Consider the following 25,118-nt stretch of genomic DNA (forward strand, 5'->3'; position numbering starts at 1 on the left):
ACTTGACGCCGGATTCAACTATATAGTTGGGGCGAGGCGGCATCGGCGCGAGAGCGGGGGTCGGCAGTGAAGGTTGCAGGCAAGGTCGCCGTCGTCACCGGGGGCGGAGGCGGCATCGGCGGCGCGCTCGCGCGGGCCCTGGTCGACGCGGGCGCGCGGGTCGTTGTCGCGGACCTGGTCGGGCCCGCGGCGCGGGACGTCGCGGACACGATCAACGCCGCGCATCCCGCCGCCGCGGTCGCCGCGGCCGCCGACGTGTCGGACACCGACGCGATCCGCGGCCTGATCGCCCTGGCGGAGAGAGAATTCGGGCCCGTCGACCTGTACTTCGCCAACGCTGGCATCACCGGGGCGCCCGGCCTCGACGCCGACGACGGCGCCTGGGACCTGGCCCTCGACGTCAATCTCCGCGCCCATGTTCGGGCCGCACGACTGCTGGTTCCGGGCTGGGTCGAGCGCGGCGACGGCTACTTCGTCAGCACCGCGTCGGCCGCGGGACTGCTCACCCAGATCGGCGGCGCCACCTACGCGGTCACCAAACACGCCGCCGTCGGGTTCGCCGAGTGGCTCAGCGTCACCTACGGCGACCGGGGTGTGAAGGTCAGCTGCCTGTGCCCCCAGGGGGTGAACACCCGACTGCTGTTCCCCGAGGAGGACGCCGGCGTACTCAGTGCGGCGGCGGCGAAGGCCATCACTTCGGCGGGCAAGGTCCTCGAGCCTGCCCAGGTCGCCGCCGACACCCTCGCCGCGATCGACGAGGAGCGGTTCCTGATCCTGCCGCACCCGCAGGTGCTGGACATGTTCCGGCACAAGGGTGCCGACTACGACCGGTGGCTGCGCGGGATGCGCCGCTATCAGGCGTCCCTGCTCGACCGGGGCTGACCTCGCCCGTCCCTCCCATCCGTCAGGAGTTCGCATGTCCCTGTTCGACATCTCGGAACGCGCCACGCAGCTGCAGGAGGACCTGCAGGCCTTCATGGACTCGCACGTGTACCCGGCCGAGTCCGTGTACGAGGAGCAGATGCGCGCCTCCGGCGACCCGCACTTCCAGCCGCCGATCCTCGAGGACCTCAAGGTCGAGGCCAAGAGGCGGGGACTGTGGAATCTCTTCCATCCGCATCCCGGGACCGGGGCTGGCCTGACCAACCTCGAGTACGCGCCGCTCGCCGAGATCATGGGCCGCAGCCATCTCGCGTCCGAGGCCTGCAACTGCAACGCGCCCGACACCGGAAACATGGAGGTACTCGAACTCTTCGGCACCGAGGAGCATCGGGAGAAGTACCTGAAGCCGCTGCTCGACGGCACGATGGCCTCCGCCTTCGCGATGACCGAGCCGCGGGTCGCCAGCTCCGACGCGACCAACGTCGAGCTGTCGATGGTCCGGGACGGTGACGAATACGTCCTCAACGGCCGAAAGTGGTTCGCGTCCAACGCCCTGCACCGCAACTGCAAGGTGATGATCGTGATGGGCAAGACCGATCCGACCGCGCCGACGCATCGGCAGCAGACGATGATGGTCGTCCCGATCGACGCGCCCGGTGTCACCGTGCTGCGCGGACTGCCCGTCTTCGGCTACCAGGACCGCGAGGGGCACGCCGAGATCGACTTCACCGACGTGCGCGTCCCCGCAACGGACGTGCTCAAGGGGGAGGGGGAGGGCTTCGCGATCAGCCAGGCCCGGCTCGGGCCCGGCCGCATTCACCACTGCATGCGCGCCATCGGGATGGCCGAGCGGGCACTTGAGCTGATGTGCAGGCGCGCCCAGTCCCGGGTCACGTTCGGCAGGCCGGTCGCCGACAACGCGAACATTCAGGACTGGATCGCGGAGGCGCGCATCGACATTGAGATGATTCGGCTGCTCACCCTCAAGGCCGCGTACCTGATGGACACGGTCGGCAACAAGCAGGCGCAGACGGAGATCGCCGCGATTAAGGTGGCCGCGCCCACCATCGCACTGACGATCGTGGACCGCGCGATTCAGGTGCACGGCGGCGCTGGCGTCACCGACGACTTCCCCCTTGCGATGGCGTACGCGCACCTGCGCACCCTCCGCCTCGCCGACGGACCGGACGAGGTGCACAAGCGGGCCCTCGCCCGCCGCGAACTCCGCCGGTACCGCGAGCTGCGACCGGAAGGGCACTGAGCACCATGACGAGCACGGACTTGACCGGGCGGACCGCGATTGTCACCGGTGCTTCCCGCGGCATCGGTCTTGCTGCCGCGCAGGCACTCGCCGCCGCGGGCGCCAACGTGGTTCTCACCTCCCGCAAGCAGGAGGCCGCGGACGAGGCCGCGGCGTCGATTACCAGCAGCGCCGGAGGCGGTGCGCATGTCACCGGTAACGCGATCGGGGTTGGCGCGCACGCGGTGGAGGAGGACCAGGCCCGTCGCTGCATCGCGCTGACACTCGAACGATTCGGCAGCATCGACATTCTCGTCAACAACGCGGGAACCAACCCGGCGTTCGGTCCGCTGATCGCCCAGGATCACGGCCGGTTCGCGAAGACGATGGACGTGAACCTGTGGGCGCCGCTGCTGTGGACCGGCATCGCCACCGAGGCGTGGATGGGGGAGCACGGCGGATCGGTGATCAACACCGCGTCCATCGGCGGGCTCGGTCACGAACCGGGCATCGGCCTGTACAACGTGTCCAAGGCAGCGCTGATCTATCTGACCAAGCAACTGGCACTGGAACTCTCACCGATGGTGCGAGTGAACTCGGTTGCCCCCGGCGTGGTGCGCACCAGGCTCGCCGAGGCGCTGTGGAAGGAACACGAGGCGCAGGTCGCTGCCTCGACCGCGCTGGCCCGCATCGGCGAACCGGGCGACATCGCCGCGGCGATCGCGTTCCTCGCGTCCGACGCCGCCTCCTGGATCACCGGCGAGACCATGGTGATCGACGGCGGCCAGCGGCTCGGTGACGCACTCCCGTACCGGAACGGAGCGCCGTTCGGCAGCTGATCGCGCGCCGGACGCGGACCTGACCAGGGGCACCCGGGGACTCCTGTGCGAATGTGTGTCGCACAGCACCCGACGTCGAAGGAGTCGCCCGTGGCCCAGCTCCCCCTCCCCGGAGCCGATCGGCGTGCGCGATGACCACGACCCGGGTGGAGGAGCCGCCCCGGCAGGCGCCGACGCTGCTGCTGCCGGCGTTGTGCCTGATCGTGATGACCATTTCGGTGCTGCAGACCGTGGTCGTGCCGATCGTGGGCCGCATCGGAATCCAGTTGGGCGAGGATCGATCCGCGGTCGGCTGGGTGCTCACCGCGAACCTCCTCGCCGCGGCGGTCGCCACCCCGATCCTCGGCCGCCTCGCCGACCTGCGCGGCAAACGCCCGGTGCTGATCGGTGTGCTCGTCGCGGTGCTGTGCGGGTCCCTGATCGCGGCGGTGGCAGCGACGCTGCCGTGGTTGGTCCTCGGCCGGGTGCTGCAGGGCGCGTCGTTCGCGCTGTTCCCGATCGGCATCGCGGTGCTGCGCGACGAGCTGCCTACCGACCGACTGGTCGGCGGGATGGGCCTGCTGTCCGGCACTCTCGGCGTCGGCGGCGCCGCGGGGATGGTGGTCACCGGACTGCTCGTCCACGACGACAGCGACTATCGGCGGGTGTTCTGGCTCGCGTCCGCGGTCGGCGCCGTCGCACTGGCCGCGGCCGTGGTCGCGGTCCCGCCCCGGGCACGGGCTGCGGCGGGCACCCTCGACTGGACCGGCGCGGTGCTGCTCGCGGTGGGGTTGATCCTGGTCCTGCTCGCGCTGTCCGAGGGCGGCGACTGGGGCTGGCGGTCCCCGCCGACCGTCGGCTGCGCGGCGGCCGGAATCGCCGTCCTGGCAGGGTGGTTCGCGTTCGAGCGCCGCGCAGCTGAGCCGCTGGTGTCGCCGCGAATGCTGACCCACCGACCGGTGTTGGTCGCGAACATCACCGCGATGCTCGTCGGCGCCGCGATGTTCGTCGCGTTCCTCGCCTGCTCCGTTCTCGTCCAGACGCCGCCCGAGGCCGCCGGATACGGGTTCGGCGCAACGATCTTCGAGACCGGGGTGGTGTACCTGCTCCCCGGCGCCGTCGCCGGCGTCATCGCATCGACCGCCAGCGGTCGATTGCTGCACCGCTTCGGTGCCCGCGCGGTGATGATCACCTCCTGCGCCGTCGGGGTTGGTGGTTTCGTGCTGATTGCGGTGTCCCACGACCTGACCGTGTCGGTGATCGTCGCGATGGTCGCGGTGCAGGTCTTCATCAGCCTCGCCTATGCGGCGCTGCCCGCGATGCTGGTCGCGGAGGTGAGCCGGGCCGAGACCGGGGTCGCGAACAGCGTCAACTCGATCTGCCGCACGGTCGGCAGTTCACTCTCGAGCGCGCTGGTGTCGACCCTGCTCGCGACCCTGACCGTCGCCGGCACCGTCCTGCCGAGGGAGGGCGCGTTCGTGATCGCGTTCGGTGTCGGTGCCGGCGCGGCGGCACTCGCGTTGGTGCTCACCGTGGTCGCGTCCGGCCCGCTCGCACGGACGTCGACCCGGCGGGAGGGGGCCGAGGTGCGAGAGGGGTTGGCGACCGCGTAGTGACAGCGGTCGTGCACGATCGTGCATCGGGGCGGGACGTGAACGGAATCGCAACTCGGCGGCAAGCCGGGCGGGCGGTGGCATGGGAAGGAAGCGGCGCGCGTGGATCCGGATCCGATCGACGAACTCGAATCCGAGTTGGTGGACATGTGGCGGCGCGGCGGGGTCAGCGCCCGCGCGCGGGCCACCGCCGTCGACCCGAAGCTGGACGCGGCCTGCTATCCGCTGCTGATGCTGCTGACTCGCCGGGCCGACGCGGTCCCGATGGCAACGCTGATAGAGGTGCTCGGGGTGGGGAAGTCGACGCTGAGCAGGCAGGTGGACGCCGTGACCCGGCTCGGGCTTGCGCGCAGGATCTCGGACCCGTCCGATGCGCGGGCGCGCCTGGTCGAACTGACACCCGAGGGTCGGGTGCGGCTGGTGGCGCACCGGGACGAGCACATCGCGGTGTGGCGGCGGAAGCTGGCGAGGTGGGACCCGGACGACCTGCGGGCGCTGTCGGCGCTGTTGCGCAGGCTCGGCGACGAGGTGGGGTGAGCGCCACGCCACATTAGTTGCTGGATGCAATCAACTGGGTATATGGTTGCAACCATCAACTAATGGAGGGTGAGATGGTCAGTCCGGAATCCGCGTCGAATCTGATCGAGTCGCTGCGTTCTCTGGTCCGGCACGCGCGCGCGGTCGCGGCGCGGGGCACCCATCCCGGGATGCTGCCGCCACCCCTCGGCGCACTGCTCTCGCACATCGCCTGCGCGCAGGGGCATCGCCCGAGCGCGATGGCCGAGGACCTGCGGGTGACGCAGTCCGCGCTCAGCAGGCAGGTCGCGCACGCCGAGTCGCTCGGCTACGTCGTGCGCACCCCGGACCCGCTCGACGGCCGCGCCAGCCTGCTCTCGCTGTCGGAGGCGGGGACGGAGGCGCTCCGGGTGCATCGGGAGGTGCAGCTCGAGTGGGCGATGTCCGCGCTCGCCGACTGGACCGAGGACGAGGTGCAGGATCTCACCGCGCGCCTCGAACGATTGCTCGGCACGGCCGGGGCCAGGCCCCGTCAGGCATCCGCCACCCACTGACCTTGTCACCATCACCCCCGCGGCCGACGGTTCGTCGGCCGCTCGTCCATTCCGGCGCCCATCGCGTGCGGATCCAGTCCCCACAGGAGTGAGCATGAGTTCGTCGCAATCCCCGGACAGTCCGCCAGCCACCGGCGCCGACATCGACGGCATGACCCACAAACAGAAGGTCGAGGCCCTCGTCGGGCTGCTGCTCGGCATGTTCGTCGCGTTCCTCTCGTCGACGATCGTCTCCAACGCATTGCCCACAATCATCACCGAACTCAAGGGCACCCAGGACCAGTACACCTGGGTGGTCACCGCGACCCTCCTCGCGTCGACCGCGACCACGCCGATCTGGGGCAAGTTCGCCGACCTCGTCAGCAAGAAGCTCCTGGTCCAGCTGTCGCTGGTGGTGTTCACCCTCGGCTCCGTGCTCTCCGGCCTCGCGACCAGCGTCCCGATGCTGATCGGGTTCCGCGTCATCCAGGGCCTCGGCCTCGGCGGCCTGCAGGCGCTCGGCATGATCGTCATCGCCGCGATGTTCAGCCCCCGCGAACGCGGCCGCTACCAGGGACCGATGGCCGCGGTGATGTCCGTCGCCACCGTCGCGGGGCCGCTCCTCGGCGGCGTCATCGTCGACACCAGCTGGCTCGGCTGGCGCTGGTGCTTCTTCGTCGGCGCCCCGCTGGCCGTCATCGCCCTCGTCGTCATCGGCCGCACGCTGAACCTGCCCGTCGTCAAGCGGGACGTGAAGATCGACTACGTCGGCGCCACCCTGATCGCCGCCGGCGTGAGCGTGCTGCTGATCTGGGTGACCCTCGCGGGCAAGAACTTCGCGTGGGCCTCCGCCACCTCCTACGAGCTCGTCGCGGTCGGCGTGGTGCTGCTCGGCCTGGCGATCTTCGCCGAGACCCGGGCCAAGGACCCCGTCGTTCCGCTGCGCCTGTTCAAGGACCGGACGATGACCCTCGCCACCCTCGGCAGCATCGCCGTCGGTGTCGCGATGTTCGGTGGCGCGGTGTTCCTCGGCCAGTACTTCCAGATCGCGCGCGGCTACTCGCCGACCGCGGCGGGCCTGCTCACGCTGCCGATGGTGATCGGGTCGATGATCTCGGCAACCGTGTCCGGTCAGCTCATCACCAAGTACGGCAAGTGGAAGCGCTTCCTGATCGTCGGCGCGCTCGGCATGTCCGCGGGCTTCCTGCTGCTCGGCACCACCGACCACAGCACGAACATGGCGCTCGTCGGGGTGTACCTGTTCATCCTCGGTGCGGGCATGGGCATGACCATGCAGAACCTGGTGCTGCCGGTGCAGAACAACGTCGCACCGACCGACCTGGGGTCGGCGACCGCGACGGTGGCCTTCTTCCGGTCGCTCGGCGGCGCGGCGGGCGTGTCCGTGCTCGGTGCGGTGCTGTCCACCCACGTGGCCGACCTGATCACCAAGGGCCTGATCGCGGGCGGCGTCGACATGAGCCAGGCGGGCGGATCCGGCGCGGGCCTGTCCAACCTGAACGACCTGCCCGCACCGATCGCCGAGATCGTCCGCGCCGCCTACGGGGACGCCACCGCCCGAATCTTCCTGATCTCCGGCATCCTCGCGCTGCTGAGCCTGGTCGCGATCGCCTTCCTCAAGGAGGTCGCGCTCAAGACCCACAGCGGCATCGAGCAGCTGGCGGCCGAGCGGGCAGCGCAGGGCGCGGCCGACACCGTGTCGATCGGTGGCGCCGACCCCGAGCTGATCTCGGAGATCGACGAGCTCGAGGACCGGGCCGAGTACGACTCCGGACCCGGACGGAACGCCACGCGCTGACCGCGTCCCGGTGACAGTGTGGGATGCCTCCCGGATGCCGGGAGGCATCCCACACTGTTCCTCTCTGGCTATGTTGGTCCCATGACGACGACCCAGGCCCGTACCCGTCGCCGCGTGCTCGGGTGGACGGCCGCCGCCGTCACCGCGCTCGCCGTTCTCGTCGCGGGCGTGCTGTTGGCGGTCCCGAGCCGCTACCTGCCCTGGGACACCACCGCGTTCCCCGACATCGACCGCGCCGCGCTGTCCGCGGAGCAGGCCCGGGTCGTCGACCTCCTCGCCGCCGAACACGACGCGCAGCGACCCGGCACCTTCTACGCCGAGGGGGTGACCGAACCGTGGTGCGCTGACTTCGTCAGCTGGATCATGCGGGAGGCCGGGATGCCGCTGTCGAACCCGAACTCCGGGCACTGGCGCATCCCCGGCGTCTACACGCTGCAGGAGTACTACGAGTCGCAGGGCCGGTTCGAGGCCGCCGAGGCTGGCTACCGTCCGGTGGTCGGCGACGTCGTGCTGTACGACAACACCAGCTGGGTGGGTCAGCACACGAACATCGTGGTCGCGGTGGACGGCGGCACCGCGACCACCGTCGGCGGCAACGAGATGGGCCGGATTCGCGTGCACCGCATCGACTGGGCGTCCGACTCCGCCGTCGTCGGGTTCGGACGGCTCGGCGCCTGAACCGGCTCGGCGCTGGGGTTCCGCTACAGGCCGGCCCGGTCGAGGGCGTCGTCGATCGCGTCCCGGACCTCCTCGAGGCTCCGCCCGGACGTCAGCTCGCGGGCGGTCAGCTCCTCCATCTGCGCCTCGACCTTGGCGTAGCGCGCCAGCCACCGCTCCCTGTCCGCCTGCCAGTAGCCCATCACGTGATACCGCTCCGGCGCCCAGCCGAGGGTTCGGCGCAGATACCCGCGGACCGTGCGGGAGGCGCCCGTCTCGCCCGCCGCCCACACATAGTCCGGCCGATGCGCGGCGACGAGGTCGGGCAGCGCCCCAGGCAGCGCGCTCGGGGTCGCCCCGTTACCGGTTCCGTGCAGCCACGTCATGCTCAGGTCCGCGGCACTGTCCCAGGTCTGCTCGTCGGCGGCGTCGGGGACCTCGGCGGCGACGTGCACCGCGACCCCGGCCGAAACGGACTCGACGATCCGGCCCGCGGCGGGCAGCGCCGACAGGTCCGCGAGGACGAGCAGTCGCCGGGCGGCCACCGGTGGGCGGTACCAGCCCTTGGGCCGGGACACCCGGACGGCGGCGCCGGGGACCGCGGTCCGCGCCCACTCGGCAGCGGGGCCGCCCGCGTGCACGGCGAAGTCGACATCGAGCATCCGGGCGCCGGGGTGCCACGCCCGGACGGTGTAGCTGCGATTGTGCCGGCGGTCATCGGCCGCGTCCTCGAAGTCGATCAGCACCCGCTCGTCGGGGTCGCCGCTCGAGGTGAACCCCGCGAGTTCGGGACCGGTGAACCGGAGTCGCCGCAGGCTGGGGGACAGGGTCGCCGCTGCGGCGACGCTGGCGCGGAATCGGGGTTCGTCGTCGGCGGGCACGCACCAACAGTAGGGGTGTTGCTGCGCGATGCCGCACACCCGCTGGTTGGCGGGGCGTGAACGAAGGAAAGTGTGATGGGCGACACGCCGGTGCGACCTGCGGCGCGTCGCCCTCGGCGTCGCGCGACCTGGGAATTTCACGATTGTGGTTCACAACATCTCGCGCTGTGTGGATATGTCGGCCACTAGGTGTAGTGTCTAGAACACCGAGAGGGCAGTGCCGGAACGGTCGAGAAACAGGGCCGGCAAGGCTGAGAAACAGGGCCGACGGACTGCTCGGTAGGTGAGATCGACGTCACATGACAACGTCCCGATCCCGCCGTCGGTGGGCGTGTCCGACCGTGTTTCGCGAGGTGCCAGCACCACTGTTCGTCGTCCGTCACTGATCCGTTCGTAAGCCAAGGGGAAGAGGACTTACATGAGCATCACCGTCTACACCAAGCCGGCGTGCGTTCAGTGCAATGCGACCTACCGGGCGCTCGACAAGGCCGGCGTCGAGTACTCCGTCATCGACATCTCCGAGGACGCCGAGGCGCGTGACTACGTGATGGCTCTCGGGTACCTGCAGGCGCCCGTCGTGGTGGCCGGTGACGACCACTGGTCCGGTTTCCGCCCGGATCGCATCAAGTCCCTGACGGCCAGCGTCGCCTGAAGCGGCCCGTCACCCGAGCAGACCTACGGAGATGATCGGCCGTGACCTCGGTGGTCTATTTCTCCAGTGCATCGGAGAACACCCATCGCTTCGTGCAGAAGCTGGGAATCCCCGCAATCCGCATCCCGTTGCACGACCGCGACGGCACGTTCGAGGTCGATGAACCGTACGTCCTGATCCTGCCCACCTACGGTGGCGGGACGACGGTGACCGGCCGAGACACCAGTTACGTGCCGAAGCAGGTCATCAGATTCCTCAATAACACGCATAACCGTTCCCTCATTCGAGGGGTGATCGCAGCCGGTAATACGAACTTCGGCGAGTCGTATTGCTATGCCGGCAACGTGATTTCGCAGAAATGTCAGGTTCCGTACCTGTATCGCTTCGAACTCATGGGCACCGCCGACGACGTTGTGGCCGTCCGTGACGGTCTCGAGCATTTCATGGAGAGTGAACAGTGGCACCGACCATCACAGACGCAGCCCCGGCTGGGAGTGTAGAGCGCGCTACGGCACGACCCGATTCGTCCGCGGGGGAGCTCGACTACCACGCGCTGAACGCGATGCTGAACCTGTACGGCCCGAACGGCGAGATTCAGTTCGACAAGGACCGCGAGGCCGCGCACCAGTACTTCCTGCAGCACGTCAACCAGAACACCGTCTTCTTCCACAACCTGGACGAGAAGCTGGACTACCTGATCAAGGAGAACTATTACGAGCGTGAGGTTCTCGATCAGTACACCCGCAACTTCGTCAAGGATCTGATCGACCGCGCGTACGCGCACAAGTTCCGGTTCCCGACGTTCCTCGGGGCGTTCAAGTACTACACCTCGTACACGCTCAAGACGTTCGACGGCAAGCGCTACCTGGAGCGCTTCGAGGACCGGGTGTGCATGGTCGCGCTGACCCTCGCCGCGGGCGACGAGCGTCTCGCCGAGCAGCTCGTCGACGAGATCATCTCCGGCCGGTTCCAGCCGGCGACCCCGACGTTCCTCAACTCCGGCAAGAAGCAGCGCGGCGAGCCCGTCTCCTGCTTCCTGCTGCGCATCGAGGACAACATGGAGTCCATCGGTCGCGCGATCAACTCGGCGCTGCAGCTGTCCAAGCGCGGCGGTGGAGTTGCGTTGCTGCTCAGCAACGTTCGCGAGCACGGCGCCCCGATCAAGAAGATCGAGAACCAGAGCTCCGGCGTCATCCCGATCATGAAGCTGCTCGAGGACTCCTTCTCGTACGCGAACCAGCTCGGTGCCCGTCAGGGTGCGGGCGCGGTGTACCTGCACGCGCACCACCCCGACATCTACCGCTTCCTCGACACCAAGCGGGAGAACGCGGACGAGAAGATCCGGATCAAGACGCTGTCCCTCGGCGTCGTCATCCCGGACATCACGTTCGAGCTGGCGAAGAAGAACGAGGACATGTACCTCTTCTCGCCGTACGACGTCGAGCGCATCTACGGCAAGCCCTTCGCCGACATCAACGTCACCGAGAAGTACTACGAGATGGTCGACGACAAGCGGATTCGCAAGTCGAAGATCAAGGCGCGCGAGTTCTTCCAGACCGTCGCCGAGCTGCAGTTCGAGTCCGGCTACCCGTACATCATGTACGAGGACACCGTGAACCGCGCCAACCCGATCGCTGGCAAGGTCACCCACTCGAACCTGTGCTCGGAGATCCTGCAGGTCTCCACCCCGTCCGAGTACAACGACGACCTCACCTACAGCAAGGTCGGCAAGGACATCTCCTGCAACCTCGGGTCGCTGAACATCGCGAAGACGATGGACTCGCCGGACTTCGCGCAGACCATTGAGACCTCCATCCGCGCGCTGACCGCGGTCGCCGACCAGACGTCCATCGACTCGGTGCCGTCGATCCGGCGGGCGAACGACGAGGGCCACGCGATCGGGCTCGGGCAGATGAACCTGCACGGCTACCTCGCCCGCGAACGCGTCCACTACGGCTCGGCCGAGGGGATCGACTTCACCAACATCTACTTCTACACGGTGGTGTTCCACGCGATCCGGGCGTCGAACGAGATCGCGAAGGAGCGCGGCAGCTACTTCGCCGGCTTCCCGGAGTCGAAGTACGCCACGGGCGAGTACTTCGACAAGTACACCGACCAGGTGTGGGAGCCGGCAACCGAGCGGGTCCGGCAGCTGTTCGCCGACGCGGGCGTGCACATCCCCACCCAGGACGACTGGCGTGAACTGAAGGCGTCCGTGCAGCAGCACGGCATCTACAACCAGAACCTGCAGGCCGTCCCGCCGACCGGGTCGATCTCCTACATCAACAACTCCACCAGCTCCATTCACCCCGTGGCGTCGAAGATCGAGATCCGCAAGGAAGGCAAGATCGGCCGCGTCTACTACCCGGCGCCCTACCTGACGAACGACAACCTGGAGTACTACCAGGACGCGTACGAGATCGGGTACGAGAAGATCATCGACACCTACGCCGCGGCCACCCAGCACGTGGACCAGGGCCTGTCGCTGACGCTGTTCTTCAAGGACACCGCCACCACCCGCGACATCAACAAGGCGCAGATCTACGCGTGGCGCAAGGGCATCAAGACGCTGTACTACATCCGCCTGCGGCAGATGGCCCTCGAGGGCACCGAGGTGGAGGGTTGCGTCAGTTGCATGCTATGAGTCTTGCTAACGACTTTTCGAATGGAGTGAGGGCATCGTGAGCCAGAAGATCAAGCTGATCGACCGGGTGTCGGCGATCAACTGGAACCGCGTCCCCGACGAGAAGGACGCGGAGGTGTGGGACCGTCTCACCGGCAACTTCTGGCTGCCCGAGAAGGTCCCGGTCTCCAACGACATCCCGTCCTGGAACACCCTCACCGCGCACGAGCAGCAGCTCACCATGCGGGTGTTCACGGGCCTGACGCTGCTCGACACGATCCAGGGCACCGTCGGCGCCGTCTCGCTGATCCCGGACGCGTTGACCCCGCACGAGGAGGCGGTGTACACCAACATCGCGTTCATGGAGTCGGTGCACGCCAAGAGCTACTCGAGCATCTTCTCGACGCTGTGCTCCACCCGCGACATCGACGACGCGTTCCGCTGGTCGGAGGAGAACCCGAACCTGCAGCGTAAGGCGGAGATCGTCCTCGAGTACTACACCGGGGACAGCCCGCTTAAGCGGAAGGTCGCCTCGACGCTGCTCGAGTCGTTCCTGTTCTACTCGGGCTTCTACCTGCCGATGTACTGGTCGTCGCGGGCCAAGCTCACTAACACCGCGGACCTGATCCGGCTGATCATCCGCGACGAGGCCGTGCACGGGTACTACATCGGCTACAAGTACCAGAAGGGACTTGAGCAGCTCACCCAGGCCGAGCGCGACGACCTGAAGAATTACACGTTCGAGCTGCTGTTCGAGCTGTACGACAACGAGGTCGAGTACACCCAGGACCTCTACGACGAGGTCGGGCTCACCGAGGACGTCAAGAAGTTCCTCCGCTACAACGCGAACAAGGCACTGATGAACCTCGGCTACGAGGGCCTGTTCCCGAAGGACGAGACCGACGTCAACCCGGCGATCCTGTCGGCGCTGTCCCCGAACGCGGACGAGAACCACGACTTCTTCTCCGGCTCCGGCTCCAGCTACGTCATCGGCAAGGCCGTCAACACCGAAGACGAGGACTGGGACTTCTAGCGCCCCCTCCCGCTGCCGCCCGACCGCGACCCCGCCCGACCCCCACCCCGCCCGACCCCCACCCCGTCCCTGACCGAATGTGGGATTCGATCACTTCACCTGACCGAATCCCACATTCGGTCAGGGGGCGGGGGCGGTCAGGGGGGTGGGGGGCGGTCAGGTGGCTGGTGTTGGCGCTCGGTGCTCTTCTAACGCGACCCGAACCGGTCTAGCGTCGAACGTGACATTCACCAAGCGTCAGGAGGCGGCGATGAGTGGTCGGGTGGTGCATTTCGAGGTCCCGTTCTCGGACGGCAACCGGGCACGAGCGTTCTACCGGGACGTGTTCGGCTGGGAGTACCACGAGATTCCGGAGTACAACTACACCGGTGTGGCCACCGGGCCGACGGCCGACACCGGAATGCCCGCCGAACCGGGCTATATCGGCGGTGGCATGTTCGAACGGGAGCCGTCGTTCCCGCAGGGTCCGGTGATCACGATCGACGTCGCCAGCATCGATGACGCGCTGGCGAAGATCACCACCCTCGGCGGGGAGCCGGTGGGGGAGAAGACGGTGGTCGGCGAGATGGGGTTCGCCGCGTACTTCAAGGACCCCGAGGGGAACATCATGGGTCTGTGGGAGACGGCAGGCTAGCGCGCCAACGCCGGACGTCCGCGACGGGCGGGTCCGACGTCGGCGCGCGGCCCGCTGATCAGTACCGGAAGGTGACCGGCGCGGCCTGCTGCCCGGAGTAGGGGAGCAGGATGCTGGGCGCGAGGGGCGCCTCGAAACGTGCAGGGACGTCGGTGAATTCGCCGTCGACGGACCCCGGTGTCGCCGCGGTGTCGAGTTGCGCGAATCGGATCCGGTGCATCGCGTCGGTGCCGACCATGTTGCCGTCGGAGGTCTCCGCGGACAGGAAGGCGCCGCGGTCGGTGAACTCGATCCACGGGTTCGCGAGCGCGATCTCGGCGAGGTGGAACCGGGTGAACGAGACCACGGTGCCGCGGTAGCGGACGGTGCCGAGGCCGGTCGCCGGGTCGACGTCGGCGCCATCGAGTTCGAACGTGAGCCTGCCGTCGCCGCGGACGGACGCGCCGTCGCTGCCGACGACGGACCCCTGCGTCGTCGACTTGACCAGGTCGGTGTAGCCGGGCGCAACGCCCCACTGCAGGTCCTGGGCAGGCGGTACCGGGGTGTTGGGGCCGGGGGCCGGGTCGAAGGTGACCGGGACGGACAGCTCTTCCGCGGCGTTGACCGCGTCCGCGGCCGCATAGGTGTAGACGCCGTACGAGGCGTCCGGCGCGGTCTTCGCCGGCTTCGTCACGGTCAGCGTCGCGGTGAACGAGCCGTCGTCGGCGAGCGGCACCCACTGCTGCCGGATGGTGCGACGGAAGTCGAACGGGACGTCGGGCACCCGGTTCAGGGCGGACTCCGACATCACCCACGCGGTGGCCGACCGCTGCTGCCCGACCCGGGCCTCCGCGGGGGCGTCCTCGGACGGGCGCCAGTGCGGGGCGAACGCGCCGAAGGTGACGAAGGTGCCGTGCGGGACGCCGGGCGGGACCGGGACCGGCAGCCCGTCCGTGTTGGCGTTCGGGTCGAATCCGGTGCCGCGCACCACGATCCGGTCGCCCTCGTGGACGGCGGTGTCGCCGAGCGGGGTGACGCCGTCGGCGGCGAGCACCTCGATGTGCGCGGACCCCGGTGCGGCGGGCGCGGCGACCGCGGGGCTCGCGCCTGCGGAGGCGACCAGCGCCGCACCGAGCGCGGCGAACAGCAGTCGCCTAGTTGACATAGCCATTGAGGGAAACCTCCAGATCGTCGAGGATGCCGTTTGCGGCGATCACGCCGATGCCGGTCATCCAGATTTCGTCGTCGACGGTGAACACGCGCTTGTCCGTCACCGCGCCGAGCCGCTGCCACAGGTCGCCGTTCATGACGTCGACACCCTGGCCGCGGGCCTCGTCGCCGTAGAAGCTGACGTAGATGATGTCGCCGTCGGCCTTCGGCAGTTCCTCTTCGCTGAGTTCGGCGAACCGGCGATCCTGCGCGCCCTCGAGCCGTTGGAACGGGGGCCGCTGCACGCCCGCGTCGGCGAGGACCTGACCGGAGAAGCTGTCCGGGCCGTAGACGCGGATGATGCCCGGCATGAACCGCACGACCGAGGCCTGGGTCTCGGACGAGTTCAACGACTTTCCGGTCTCGGTGGCGGTGGTCTCGTACTCGTCGAGCACCTGCCGGGCACTGGCTCCGCGGCCGAGGGCGGTGCCGTCGAGGACCAGGTTGTCCTTCCACGTCAGGCCAACCCGCTCGGTGAACGTGGTCGGTGCGATGGCGGAGAGCCGCTCGTAGTCGTCCGGGGTGCGGAACTTCGAGCCGAGGATCAGGTCCGGCTGCAGTGCCGCGATCTTCTCGAAGTTGGGCTCCTGAACGGTGCCGACCGGTTCGACCGCCGCGATGGTCGCGCCGAGGTACTCGGGCTGCGCGCCGACCGCGCCGGCGACGGCTGCACCGACGAGGCGGTCCTGCAGTCCGAGCGCGCACACGGTGTCGAGCTTGTCGGTGTCGAGGACAACGATGCGCTGCGGGTCCGCAGGAATCTCGGACTCGCCAGCGGCGTGCGTGACCTTGCGAACCGCGCCGGTGACGCCTGCGGGGTCGACGGGGGCGGTGGGGCCGCAGACGTTCTCGGTGTCGCGGGCGTTGCCGAGGACGCCCGCGCCTGCGACGTTGGTGGTGCTCCGCACGATGCTGCTGGCGGCGTCGTCGGTGCCGGAGCCGCCGCACGCGGTCAGGGCGAGGGCGGTCGCGGCCAGCGCGGCGATCGGTGCCGCGCGGCGGGCAAGGGTGGGCTTGCGCATGGGGCTTGTGTCCTCTCGGTGGGGCTGGTTGAGACTATCCGCGCTGGGTATCGACGCCGAACGCCCGGGCAAGGTCGTCGAGGATGCCCTCGGCGCCCTGCACGCTGACCGCGGCCATCCACACCACGTCGTTGACGTCGACCTTCCGCCCGGTCAACCCGGCCCACAGTGGGTTGGTCAGGAACGGCTGGGCGTGTTCGGTGACGGCGGTGCTGCCGTCCGGCGGCTGGTAGGTGCTGACCGCGATCAGGTCCGCCTCCGCCTCGGTGATCAGCTCGGGGCTGATGTCGTTGGCGATGCTGGATGGCTTCGCCGGGTCGGGGTCGGCGCTCGCGGGTCGGGCGATGCCCGCGTCGGCGAGGACGATGCCGCTGAACGAGGTGGTCCGGTAGATGCGGGCCGTCGGTTCGCCAGCAAACCGGACGACCGACACCGTCGGATTGTTCGCGGCGGCGTTGATGGCGGCCCCGACGTCGGCGGCGTGCCGCTCGTACGCACCGATCTTCTGTTCGGCGAGGTCCTCCTTGCCCAGCGCGGTCCCGAGCAGACGGATGTTGTCCTTCCAGGTCGGTCCCGTGGTCTCGGACATGACGGTCGGGGCGATCTTGGACAGCTGGTTGTAGATCTCGCCGTGCCGGACCTTCGCGGACACGATGAGGTCGGGTTGCAGTTCGGCGATCTTCTCGAGGCTCGGCGTGGTGAGCGGCCCGACCGGAACGGCGTCGGCCGCGTAGGTGGCGCGGGCGTCGCCGAGGTAGTCGGGCAGGCCGTCGGTCCGGTAGGTGACGTAGCCGACGAGGTCGGTCTCGAGGAGCAGCACCGCATCGGAGTAGCTGGTGTCGAGGGCGACGATCCGCTGCGGTGCTGCCGGGATCTCGGTGGATCCGAGCGCGTGGTCGACGGTGCGGGGGAAGGCTCCGGCGCCGGCGGCGGGCGCGGCGGACTCGGTCCCGTCGGTGGACGAGCAGCCGGTGACGACGAGGACGGTGGCGGCCGCGGCGCCGAGCAGCGCGAGCAGTGGCCTTCTGCGCACCTTCACGGGAACTCCCATCAGTTAGGTAAGGAGAACCTTAGCAACCGGTGCTTCGGGTGGATTCGGGTGACCGCGGCCGGGCTCGTCGCCCCTGGTCAGCCGCGGGCGCGGGCAGGCGGCCGACACGAAGTACGACAGTGGGTAGGACCGGGTCCGCGGATCGTGGGGGGACGGTCTACGATTCCTCAGAGCGCAAGCCATGAGGATGGTCGTCTCGCTGCCCGAGGCGAACGTCCTGAGCGAGCCTGCCGAGCGACCAAGGGCACATTCAGGAGGATCAGTGACTGCCGTAGCGCCCCAGCCAGTCCCCGAGCTAACGGCCAAACGGCCGTTCCCGGCGAGGCTTGGACCTAAGGGTTCCTACATCTACAAGATGATCACCACGACCGATCCCAAGGTCCTCGGGATCATGTACATGGTGACGTCGTTCGCGTTCTTCCTGATCGGCGGCCTGATGGCCCTGCTGATGCGGTCGGAGCTCGCGATCCCGGGCATGCAGTTCCTGTCGAACGAGCAGTTCAACCAGCTGTTCACGATGCACGGCACGATCATGCTGCTGATGTACGCGACGCCGATCGTGTTCGGTTTCGCGAACTACATCCTGCCGCTGCAGATCGGCGCCCCCGACGTCGCGTTCCCGCGCCTGAACGCCTTCAGCTACTGGCTGTACCTGTTCGGCTCCACCGTCGCGACCGCCGGCTTCATCACCCCCGGTGGCGCCGCCGACTTCGGCTGGACCGCGTACAGCCCGCTGACCGACGCGGTGCACTCGCCCGGTGTCGGCGCGGACCTGTGGATCCTGGGTCTGGCCGTCAGCGGCCTCGGCACCATCCTCGGCGGCGTTAACATGATCACCACCGTGGTCTGCCTGCGTGCCCCCGGCATGACGATGTTCCGGATGCCGATCTTCACCTGGAACATCCTGGTGACCAGCGTCCTGATCCTGCTCGCCTTCCCGCTGCTGACCGCGGCGCTGCTCGGCCTGTTCGTCGACCGTCACTTCGGCGCGCACATCTTCGACCCCGCCAATGGCGGCGTCCTGCTGTGGCAGCACCTGTTCTGGTTCTTCGGTCACCCCGAGGTGTACATCATCGCGCTGCCGTTCTTCGGCATCGTGTCGGAGATCTTCCCGGTCTTCTCGCGCAAGCCGATCTTCGGCTACAGCGGCCTGGTCTACGCCACCCTGGGCATCGCCGCGCTGTCGATCGCCGTGTGGGCGCACCACATGTACGCCACCGGCGCCATCCTGCTGCCGTTCTTCTCGTTCATGACGTTCCTGATCGCGGTCCCGACCGGCGTGAAGTTCTTCAACTGGATCGGCACGATGTGGAAGGGGCAGTTGACGTTCGAGTCGCCGATGCTGTTCTCCGTCGGCTTCATCGTCACCTTCCTGTTCGGCGGCCTCTCGGGCGTCCTGCTCGCCAGCCCGCCGCTCGACTTCCACGTCACCGACTCGTACTTCGTGGTCGCGCACTTCCACTACGTGCTGTTCGGCACCATCGTGTTCGCCACCTACGCGGGCATCTACTTCTGGTTCCCGAAGATGACCGGCCGGATGATGGACGAGCGCCTCGCGAAGTGGCACTTCTGGCTGACCTTCCTCGGCTTCCACGCCACCTTCCTGGTGCAGCACTGGCTCGGCAACGAGGGCATGCCGCGTCGCTACGCGGACTACCTGCCGTCGGACGGCTTCACGACGCTGAACACGATCTCCACGATCGGCGCGTTCGTGCTCGGCGCCTCGACGCTGCCGTTCATCTGGAACGTGTTCAAGAGCTACCGGTACGGCGAGGTCGTCACGGTCGACGACCCGTGGGGCTACGGCAACTCCCTCGAATGGGCGACGAGCTGCCCGCCGCCGCGGCACAACTTCACCGAGCTGCCCCGGATCCGGTCGGAGCGGCCCGCGTTCGAGTTGCACTACCCGCACATGGTCGAGCGGATGCGCGCCGAGGCGCACGTCGGTCCCGGCCACAAGCAGCACGACGCCCCCGTCCTGGAGGACGCGCGCTAGGCGTGGCACGCAGCTGACCACGAGGCCCCGCCCGAGTTTCGGGCGGGGCCTTCTGGTCGTGAAAGCACGGTTGGCACAATGATGGGCGAGACCCGTGGCGGCGACCACGGGATGGAGGGAGTTTCTCGGTGGGTGCGGATGCCTCGATGAAGTCGGGGACCACGGTCCTGATCACGGTGACCGGTCGGGACCGGCCCGGTGTCACCTCGGTGCTGCTTGCCGCGTTGTCGCGGCACCACGTCAGCCTGCTCGACGTCGAGCAGGTCGTGATCCGCGGTCGACTGACGCTCGGCGTGCTCGTGGAGTGCCCGGCGGACCCGGAGGCGCTGCAGGAGGCGCTCGAGGACGCGATGGCGACCGTCGGCATGACCGTCGACGTCGAGATCGGCGCGGGCGCTGCGGAGCGGCCCGCTCCGTCCACGCACGCCGTCGTCGTGCTCGGCAGCCCCGTCACCGCGCGCTCGTTCAGTCACATCGCGCGGGAGTTGGCGAAGCAGGGGGCCAACATCGACTCCATTCGGGGGGTCGCGGACTACCCGGTCACCGGGCTCGAGCTGATGGTGACCGCCGCCGACGGAGGCGACGACGCGGACGCACGGCTGCGCACCGGACTGTCCGAGCTCGCGATGGTCGAGGCGGTCGACATTGCCGTCGAGCGGGCGGGCCTGGCCCGGCGGGCGAAGCGGCTGATCGTGTTCGACGTGGACTCCACCCTCGTGCAGGGCGAGGTCATCGAGATGCTCGCCGCCCACGCGGGCGTGGAGGACAAGGTCCGTGAGGTCACCGAGTCGGCGATGCGCGGCGAGATCGACTTCACCGAGTCCCTGCATCAGCGGGTCGCGACCCTCGCGGGACTGCCCGCGACGGTGATCGACGAGGTGGCCGCGTCGATTGAACTGACCGCAGGCGCCCGCACCACCATCCGGACGCTGCGCAGGCTCGGTTTCAAGTGCGGCGTCGTCTCCGGCGGCTTCGTCCAGGTGATCGAGGGCCTCGCCGAGGAACTGGAACTGGACTTCGTCCGCGCGAACACCCTCGAGATCGTTGACGGGGTGCTCACCGGCCGGGTGGTCGGCGAGGTCGTCGACCGGGCCGCGAAGGCCCGCGCGCTGCGCGAGTTCGCCGACTCGGCAGGGGTGGCGCTCGAGCAGACCGTCGCGGTCGGTGACGGCGCCAACGACATTGACATGCTCAACACCGCAGGCCTGGGGGTTGCGTTCAACGCCAAGCCCGCATTGAAGGAGGTCGCGGACACCGCGCTCTCGCACCCGTTCCTCGATGCCGTGCTCTTCGTCCTCGGTATCACCCGTCACGAGGTCGAGGCCGCCGACGCCGTCGATGGGCTGGTGCGCCGGGTCCCGCTGTGACGGCGGTGCCGGACGCCGGGTTCGCGGCCCGGCACGCGGTCCTCGCCGCCGGATACGGTGACCGGCCGGACCCGGACGATCCGGGGCGGGTGCTGGCGATGCCGCTGGTGCTGCACATCCCGAAACCCGATCCCCCCGAACGCAGTGCGCTGTTGGCGGCGGCGGCCGCGGCGACGATCGCGGTGTGTCTCGATGAGCGGGTCGGGGTCGGCTGTGACGGGGAACCGGGACCGTGGCACGCCGCGTACCGCGCCTGGACCGACGCCCGGATCCGGAAGGTCGCGCGCCGGGCGCGCGGCGCGCACTGGCGGGCCGCGCAGGAGGTGGACGGGGTCACCGTCGACGTGCGCGGCGCGCAGGCCCGGGCGTTCGTGCCCACCGAGGTCGGCGCGCTCGACCCGCGGCTGCGCAAGCTGCAGATCGGTGGCACCGACCTCGAACCCGACGACCCGGGCGAGCCTGCGGCCGACGCCCCGGTGCTGTGGCTGAACGCCCGACTCGGCATGACCGTCGGCAAGGCGGCGGCGCAGGTCGGGCACGCCGCGATGATCCTGGCGGGCGCGATGACCGTCGACCGGGCGGCCATGTGGGCGGCGGACGGCTACCGGTGCTCGGTCCGCGACGCCGACCCGGAGCTCTGGTCGACCCTGGTTCGCGCGGAGTCGGATGGCCGCGCGATTGCGGTGCGGGACGCCGGGTTCACCGAGGTCGCGCCGGGATCGATGACGGTGATCGCGGTCCCGGCTCGGGGGTGAGCGGGACGCGCTCCGGCCGTCCCGCGAGTTGGGCGCCTTCGTGGCGCTGAGCGTCGGAATCACCGGAACACGACCAACTCGCGGCGCCCGGCGTGTGGCCGGACCTCGAGTCGTCGGTGCCCCCGCGATGCCCGTTCGGGTGCCTCGGGTGCGGAGGTCCGACACGCGCCCGGACCCGGTGCACGGCCTCGACGTTCGTGCGGGAAGATGGCAGCCGTGTCCGAACCTGATCCCGATCTGCTCATCGACTTCGACGACGTCCTCATCCGCCGCGGTGGGGTGACTCTGGTGGGTCCGGTGACCTGGAAGGTGGAGCTCGACGAGCGGTGGGTCGTGCTCGGACCGAACGGGGCAGGGAAGACGTCGCTGCTGCGCATCGCCGCTGGGGAGGTGTACCCGACCTCGGGGCACGCGAACCTGCTCGGCGAGACCCTCGGCCGGGTCGACGTGAACGAGCTGAAGCCGCGGATCGGGTTGTCGTCCTCCGCGTTGGCGAACCGGGTTCCCGCGGACGAGCTGGTCAAGGACCTCGTCGTGTCCGCAGGCTATGCGGTGCTGGGCCGCTGGCGGGAGCGGTACGAGGAGATGGACACCGACCGCGCGGTGGAGATCCTCGAGAGCATCGGCGCCGAGCACCTCGCCGACCGCACCTACGGCACCCTGTCCGAGGGGGAGCGCAAGCGGGTGTTGATCGCCCGGGCCCTGATGACCGACCCGGAGCTGCTGCTGCTCGACGAGCCCGCCGCGGGCCTCGATCTCGGTGGTCGCGAAGAGCTCGTCGCCCGGCTCGGGGACCTGGCCGCCGACCCCGACGCGCCGGCGACGGTGCTGATCACCCACCACGTCGAGGAGATTCCGCCCGGGTTCACCCACGCGCTGCTGCTGAAGGAGGGGGAGGTTGTCGCGCAGGGGCTGATCGACGACGTCATCACGGCGGAGAACCTGACCGCGGCGTTCAGCCAGTCGATCGCCCTCGACCGCGTCGACGGGCGCTTCTTCGCGCGCCGCAGCAGGCTGCCCGGCCAGCATCGCCGCTGACCCACCCCCGCTCCGCCCGGAGCGGGTGTGGGGGGTGCCGGTCGGCGGCGGTTCGCGCGGCGTAAGTTGCGTCACATGGCTTCGAATGAACTGCACGCCGACGTCCCGGTGAAGGACGCGTCCACCGTCATCCTCGTCCGGGACGGCGCGTCCGGGCCGGAGGTGTTCCTGCTCCGCCGGGTCGGCGGGATGGCGTTCGCCGGGGGGATGACGGTGTTCCCCGGCGGCGGCGTCGACCCGCAGGACGCGACCGCGGAGGTCGCGTGGGCGGGCCCGCCGGTGTCGTGGTGGGCGGAACGGTTCGGCGTCGACGAGGCGCGGGCGAAGGCGTTGGTGTGCGCGGCGGTGCGGGAGACGTTCGAGGAGTGCGGGGTGCTGCTCGCTGGCCCGACCGCGGAGACGGTCGTCTCCGACACGTCCGGCTACGCGCAGGCCCGCAGGCAGCTCGAGTCGCGGGAACTCTCGTTCAGCGAGTTCCTCGCCCGTGAGGGTTTGGTGCTGCGCGCGGATCTGCTTCGGCCGTGGGCGAACTGGATCACCCCGGTCGGAGAGCACCGGCGGTACGACACCCGCTTCTTCGTCGCCGCGGCGCCCGCGGGGCAGAACGCGGACGGGGAGACCTCGGAGGCCGCGGCCGTCGCCTGGCAGACGCCGGAGGAGGCGATCACCGACTGGCGGGAGGGCCGCACCATGCTGCTACCGCCGACGTGGACGCAGCTGCGGTCGATCGCGTCCTTCGGGTCGGTGGCCGAGGTGCTCGCCGCCGAGCCGGAGATCCCGCAGATCCTGCCGACGCTGTACCGCGAGGACGGCGGGTTGCGGGTGCGGTTCCCGGGGCAGGAGCCGTACTACGCAGCAGGGATCCATCCCTGGAGCACCCGGTAGCGCCGCCGGATCCGGGTTCGCGCGCTAGCGGTAGCCTTCGAGCATGGCTGAGTTCGTAACCCTCGAAGTTTCCGACGGCATCGGCACCATCCGACTGGCCCGTCCCCCGATGAACGCGCTGAATCGTCAGTTGCAGGAGGAGTTGCGGGCCGCGGCCCGCGAGGCCACCGTCAACGACGACGTTGCCGCGGTGATCGTGTACGGCGGCGAGAAGGTGTTCGCCGCCGGTGCGGACATCAAGGAGATGGCGGAGATGTCGTACGCCGACATGGCGCCGATCGCGGGTGAGCTGCAGTCCGCGCTCGGCGTGATCTCGGAGATCCCGAAGCCGACGGTCGCGGCGATCACCGGCTACGCGCTCGGTGGCGGACTGGAGATCGCGCTCGGCGCCGACCGCCGCATCGCCGGTGACAACGCGAAGCTGGGGGTTCCCGAGGTGCTGCTCGGCGTCATCCCCGGTGGCGGCGGCACCCAGCGGCTGGCCCGGCTGATCGGGCCTGCGAAGGCGAAGGACATGGTGTTCACGGGTCGCTTCGTCGCTGCCGAGGAGGCCCTCGCGATCGGGTTGATCGACGAGATGGTCGCGCCCGACGAGGTGTACAACGCGGCGCGCGCGTGGGCGTCGAAGTTTGTCGGCGGTGCCGCCCGTGCGCTCGCCGCGGCGAAGGCGTCCATCGACCAGGGCCTCGACACCGACCTGAACACCGGACTGAAGATCGAGGCCGCGCAGTTCGCTGGCCTGTTCGCGACCGAGGATCGGTCCATCGGCATGGCGTCGTTCATCGAGAACGGGCCGGGTAAGGCGAAGTTCGTCGGCAAGTAGCACCGTCGTCCCGGGGGTCGCGCTGCCGCGGCTCCCGGGACGATCATTCTCTGAAACTAGAACTTGTTCATCCCTTACCACCGGGTAGGCTCACCACCATGACTGCAAGCTCGAACGACGACGTCGTCGATCCCGCTCCGAACCCGCACGCCACCGCCGAACAGGTCGAGGCCGCGCTCAAGGACACCAAGCTCGCCCAGGTTCTGTACCACGACTGGGAAGCGGAGACCTACGACGACAAGTGGTCGATCTCGTACGACGAGCGCTGCATCGACTACGCCAAGGGGCGGTTCGACGCCGTCGCTGGCGACCTGCCGCTGCCGTACGGGCGGGCGCTCGAACTGGGCTGTGGCACCGGCTTCTTCCTGCTCAACCTGATGCAGGGCGGCGTCGCGAAGACCGGGTCGGTGACCGACCTGTCTCCGGGCATGGTCAAGGTCGCGCTGCGCAACGCCGAGAACCTCGGACTCGAGGTCGACGGCCGCGTCGCCGACGCAGAGCGGATTCCTTACGACGACAACACCTTTGACCTCGTCGTCGGGCACGCGGTGCTGCATCACATCCCGGACGTCGAGCAGTCCCTGCGTGAGGTGCTCCGGGTGCTCAAGCCGGGCGGCCGGTTCGTCTTCGCGGGCGAGCCGTCCACGGTCGGCAACTTCTACGCCCGCTGGCTGGGACGCCTCACCTGGGAGGCCACCACCACCATCACCAAGCTGCCGTTCCTGGCCGACTGGCGTCGTCCGCAGGAAGAGCTCGACGAGTCCTCCCGCGCCGCGGCACTCGAGGCGGTCGTCGACATCCACACGTTCGACCCGACCGACCTGGAGAACATGGCGAAGTCCGCTGGCGGTGTCGAGGTTCGTGCCATCACCGAGGAGTTCGCCGCGGCGCTGCTCGGTTGGCCGGTTCGCACCTTCGAGGCGGCCGTCCCGCAGGAGAAGCTCGGCTGGGGCTGGGCGCGCTTCGCGTTCGGCGGGTTCAAGACGCTGAGCTGGGTGGACGAGAAGGTCCTTAAGCACGTCGTCCCGCGTAACTTCTTCTACAACGTGATGATCACCGGCGTGAAGCCGGTCCAGAAGGAGTCCTGACCTCCCG

Annotated in this window: 24 protein-coding genes; 20 read left to right on the plus strand and 4 right to left on the minus strand. The window is 69.0% G+C overall.

Annotated features, from left to right (window positions below; all coding sequences use genetic code 11):
* Window positions 1–66: 66 nt before the first annotated feature.
* The 8 genes from ACWF62_RS16105 (at window position 67) to ACWF62_RS16140 (ending at window position 8,096) form a co-directional block, all read left to right on the plus strand.
* Window positions 67–882 (plus strand): SDR family oxidoreductase, encoded by an 816-nt coding sequence (locus ACWF62_RS16105; RefSeq protein WP_452630598.1) that lies wholly within the window; start codon window positions 67–69, stop codon window positions 880–882.
* 34 nt (window positions 883–916) lie between these two features.
* Window positions 917–2,143, plus strand: coding sequence for an acyl-CoA dehydrogenase family protein (locus tag ACWF62_RS16110; RefSeq protein ID WP_452630599.1), 1,227 nt, complete (start codon window positions 917–919; stop codon window positions 2,141–2,143).
* 5 nt (window positions 2,144–2,148) lie between these two features.
* On the plus strand, window positions 2,149–2,961 hold the full coding sequence (locus ACWF62_RS16115; RefSeq protein ID WP_378508460.1) for an SDR family oxidoreductase: 813 nt from the start codon (window positions 2,149–2,151) through the stop codon (window positions 2,959–2,961).
* Window positions 2,962–3,092: 131 nt separating this feature from the next.
* Complete coding sequence (locus ACWF62_RS16120) at window positions 3,093–4,553, plus strand: MFS transporter (RefSeq protein ID WP_378508461.1); 1,461 nt, start codon at window positions 3,093–3,095, stop codon at window positions 4,551–4,553.
* A 102-nt stretch (window positions 4,554–4,655) separates the two neighbouring features.
* Window positions 4,656–5,090, plus strand: coding sequence for a MarR family winged helix-turn-helix transcriptional regulator (locus ACWF62_RS16125; RefSeq protein WP_378508462.1), 435 nt, complete (start codon window positions 4,656–4,658; stop codon window positions 5,088–5,090).
* A gap of 74 nt (window positions 5,091–5,164) precedes the next feature.
* Window positions 5,165–5,623, plus strand: a complete 459-nt coding sequence (locus tag ACWF62_RS16130) for a MarR family winged helix-turn-helix transcriptional regulator (RefSeq protein WP_378508463.1) — start codon at window positions 5,165–5,167, stop codon at window positions 5,621–5,623.
* Window positions 5,624–5,717: 94 nt separating this feature from the next.
* Complete coding sequence (locus ACWF62_RS16135; RefSeq protein WP_378508464.1) at window positions 5,718–7,418, plus strand: MDR family MFS transporter; 1,701 nt, start codon at window positions 5,718–5,720, stop codon at window positions 7,416–7,418.
* A gap of 81 nt (window positions 7,419–7,499) precedes the next feature.
* The gene (locus tag ACWF62_RS16140; RefSeq protein WP_452630600.1) at window positions 7,500–8,096 is read left to right on the plus strand and encodes a CHAP domain-containing protein; all 597 of its coding nucleotides are present in this window, start codon (window positions 7,500–7,502) and stop codon (window positions 8,094–8,096) included.
* Window positions 8,097–8,119: 23 nt separating this feature from the next.
* Here the strand turns inward: ACWF62_RS16140 and ACWF62_RS16145 are convergent, their stop codons facing one another.
* Window positions 8,120–8,956, minus strand: coding sequence for a siderophore-interacting protein (locus tag ACWF62_RS16145; protein WP_378508466.1), 837 nt, complete (start codon window positions 8,954–8,956; stop codon window positions 8,120–8,122).
* A gap of 418 nt (window positions 8,957–9,374) precedes the next feature.
* Here ACWF62_RS16145 and nrdH point away from each other — a divergent pair, with 418 nt between their 5' ends.
* The 5 genes from nrdH (at window position 9,375) to ACWF62_RS16170 (ending at window position 13,898) form a co-directional block, all read left to right on the plus strand.
* Window positions 9,375–9,608 carry a glutaredoxin-like protein NrdH gene (nrdH, locus tag ACWF62_RS16150; RefSeq protein ID WP_378508467.1) on the plus strand — a complete coding sequence of 78 codons (234 nt, stop codon included), beginning with the start codon at window positions 9,375–9,377 and terminating at the stop codon, window positions 9,606–9,608.
* Window positions 9,609–9,649: 41 nt separating this feature from the next.
* Window positions 9,650–10,108, plus strand: a complete 459-nt coding sequence (gene nrdI, locus ACWF62_RS16155; protein ID WP_378508468.1) for a class Ib ribonucleoside-diphosphate reductase assembly flavoprotein NrdI — start codon at window positions 9,650–9,652, stop codon at window positions 10,106–10,108.
* The gene (gene nrdE / locus ACWF62_RS16160; RefSeq protein WP_452630602.1) at window positions 10,066–12,252 is read left to right on the plus strand and encodes a class 1b ribonucleoside-diphosphate reductase subunit alpha; all 2,187 of its coding nucleotides are present in this window, start codon (window positions 10,066–10,068) and stop codon (window positions 12,250–12,252) included. The genes nrdI and nrdE overlap by 43 nt, the downstream gene beginning before the upstream one ends.
* A 49-nt stretch (window positions 12,253–12,301) precedes the next feature.
* Entirely contained in the window at window positions 12,302–13,264 is a 963-nt protein-coding gene (nrdF, locus tag ACWF62_RS16165; protein WP_378508588.1) for a class 1b ribonucleoside-diphosphate reductase subunit beta, read from the plus strand.
* 250 nt (window positions 13,265–13,514) lie between these two features.
* Window positions 13,515–13,898 carry a VOC family protein gene (locus ACWF62_RS16170; protein ID WP_378508589.1) on the plus strand — a complete coding sequence of 128 codons (384 nt, stop codon included), beginning with the start codon at window positions 13,515–13,517 and terminating at the stop codon, window positions 13,896–13,898.
* Between the two features lie 58 nt (window positions 13,899–13,956).
* Here the strand turns inward: ACWF62_RS16170 and ACWF62_RS16175 are convergent, their stop codons facing one another.
* From ACWF62_RS16175 to ACWF62_RS16185, 3 genes are read right to left on the minus strand one after another with little or no spacing between them, the layout of a single operon-like run.
* Complete coding sequence (locus tag ACWF62_RS16175) at window positions 13,957–15,042, minus strand: HtaA domain-containing protein (protein WP_452630629.1); 1,086 nt, start codon at window positions 15,040–15,042, stop codon at window positions 13,957–13,959.
* Entirely contained in the window at window positions 15,032–16,108 is a 1,077-nt protein-coding gene (locus ACWF62_RS16180; RefSeq protein WP_452630603.1) for an ABC transporter substrate-binding protein, read from the minus strand. Before ACWF62_RS16180 ends, ACWF62_RS16175 begins: the two co-directional genes overlap by 11 nt.
* A gap of 34 nt (window positions 16,109–16,142) precedes the next feature.
* Window positions 16,143–17,147 carry an ABC transporter substrate-binding protein gene (locus ACWF62_RS16185; protein ID WP_378508278.1) on the minus strand — a complete coding sequence of 335 codons (1,005 nt, stop codon included), beginning with the start codon at window positions 17,145–17,147 and terminating at the stop codon, window positions 16,143–16,145.
* Between the two features lie 274 nt (window positions 17,148–17,421).
* Here ACWF62_RS16185 and ctaD point away from each other — a divergent pair, with 274 nt between their 5' ends.
* From ctaD to ACWF62_RS16220, 7 genes are all read left to right on the plus strand, one after another.
* A complete protein-coding gene (gene ctaD, locus ACWF62_RS16190; protein ID WP_378570853.1) occupies window positions 17,422–19,155 on the plus strand; it encodes an aa3-type cytochrome oxidase subunit I in 1,734 nt (577 codons plus the stop codon).
* 146 nt (window positions 19,156–19,301) lie between these two features.
* Window positions 19,302–20,522, plus strand: a complete 1,221-nt coding sequence (gene serB, locus ACWF62_RS16195; RefSeq protein WP_378508428.1) for a phosphoserine phosphatase SerB — start codon at window positions 19,302–19,304, stop codon at window positions 20,520–20,522.
* Window positions 20,519–21,277 carry an aminoacyl-tRNA hydrolase gene (locus tag ACWF62_RS16200; protein WP_378570851.1) on the plus strand — a complete coding sequence of 253 codons (759 nt, stop codon included), beginning with the start codon at window positions 20,519–20,521 and terminating at the stop codon, window positions 21,275–21,277. Before serB ends, ACWF62_RS16200 begins: the two co-directional genes overlap by 4 nt.
* A gap of 207 nt (window positions 21,278–21,484) precedes the next feature.
* Window positions 21,485–22,315 carry an ABC transporter ATP-binding protein gene (locus ACWF62_RS16205; protein WP_378508281.1) on the plus strand — a complete coding sequence of 277 codons (831 nt, stop codon included), beginning with the start codon at window positions 21,485–21,487 and terminating at the stop codon, window positions 22,313–22,315.
* A gap of 75 nt (window positions 22,316–22,390) precedes the next feature.
* Window positions 22,391–23,200 (plus strand): NUDIX hydrolase, encoded by an 810-nt coding sequence (locus ACWF62_RS16210; protein ID WP_452630604.1) that lies wholly within the window; start codon window positions 22,391–22,393, stop codon window positions 23,198–23,200.
* Between the two features lie 43 nt (window positions 23,201–23,243).
* A complete protein-coding gene (locus ACWF62_RS16215) occupies window positions 23,244–24,023 on the plus strand; it encodes an enoyl-CoA hydratase/isomerase family protein (protein WP_378508283.1) in 780 nt (259 codons plus the stop codon).
* 98 nt (window positions 24,024–24,121) lie between these two features.
* Window positions 24,122–25,111, plus strand: coding sequence for a class I SAM-dependent methyltransferase (locus tag ACWF62_RS16220; RefSeq protein WP_378508284.1), 990 nt, complete (start codon window positions 24,122–24,124; stop codon window positions 25,109–25,111).
* The last annotated feature ends 7 nt before the right edge of the window (window positions 25,112–25,118 follow it).

The organism is Rhodococcus sp. NPDC054953, from assembly GCF_053609225.1.

Bases quoted from the DNA above. Each gene is read 5' to 3' on its own strand.
- ACWF62_RS16110 (WP_452630599.1), top strand. From the start codon at position 917: ATGTCCCTGTTCGACATCTCGGAACGCGCCACGCAGCTGCAGGAGGAC.
- ACWF62_RS16115 (WP_378508460.1), top strand. From the start codon at position 2,149: ATGACGAGCACGGACTTGACCGGGCGGACCGCGATTGTCACCGGTGCT.
- ACWF62_RS16120 (WP_378508461.1), top strand. From the start codon at position 3,093: ATGACCACGACCCGGGTGGAGGAGCCGCCCCGGCAGGCGCCGACGCTG.
- ACWF62_RS16130 (WP_378508463.1), top strand. From the start codon at position 5,165: ATGGTCAGTCCGGAATCCGCGTCGAATCTGATCGAGTCGCTGCGTTCT.
- ACWF62_RS16135 (WP_378508464.1), top strand. From the start codon at position 5,718: ATGAGTTCGTCGCAATCCCCGGACAGTCCGCCAGCCACCGGCGCCGAC.
- ACWF62_RS16140 (WP_452630600.1), top strand. From the start codon at position 7,500: ATGACGACGACCCAGGCCCGTACCCGTCGCCGCGTGCTCGGGTGGACG.
- nrdH (WP_378508467.1), top strand. From the start codon at position 9,375: ATGAGCATCACCGTCTACACCAAGCCGGCGTGCGTTCAGTGCAATGCG.
- ACWF62_RS16170 (WP_378508589.1), top strand. From the start codon at position 13,515: ATGAGTGGTCGGGTGGTGCATTTCGAGGTCCCGTTCTCGGACGGCAAC.
- ACWF62_RS16175 (WP_452630629.1), bottom strand. From the start codon at position 15,042: ATGTCAACTAGGCGACTGCTGTTCGCCGCGCTCGGTGCGGCGCTGGTC.
- ACWF62_RS16180 (WP_452630603.1), bottom strand. From the start codon at position 16,108: ATGCGCAAGCCCACCCTTGCCCGCCGCGCGGCACCGATCGCCGCGCTG.
- serB (WP_378508428.1), top strand. From the start codon at position 19,302: ATGAAGTCGGGGACCACGGTCCTGATCACGGTGACCGGTCGGGACCGG.
- ACWF62_RS16205 (WP_378508281.1), top strand. From the start codon at position 21,485: ATGGCAGCCGTGTCCGAACCTGATCCCGATCTGCTCATCGACTTCGAC.
- ACWF62_RS16210 (WP_452630604.1), top strand. From the start codon at position 22,391: ATGGCTTCGAATGAACTGCACGCCGACGTCCCGGTGAAGGACGCGTCC.
- ACWF62_RS16215 (WP_378508283.1), top strand. From the start codon at position 23,244: ATGGCTGAGTTCGTAACCCTCGAAGTTTCCGACGGCATCGGCACCATC.
- ACWF62_RS16220 (WP_378508284.1), top strand. From the start codon at position 24,122: ATGACTGCAAGCTCGAACGACGACGTCGTCGATCCCGCTCCGAACCCG.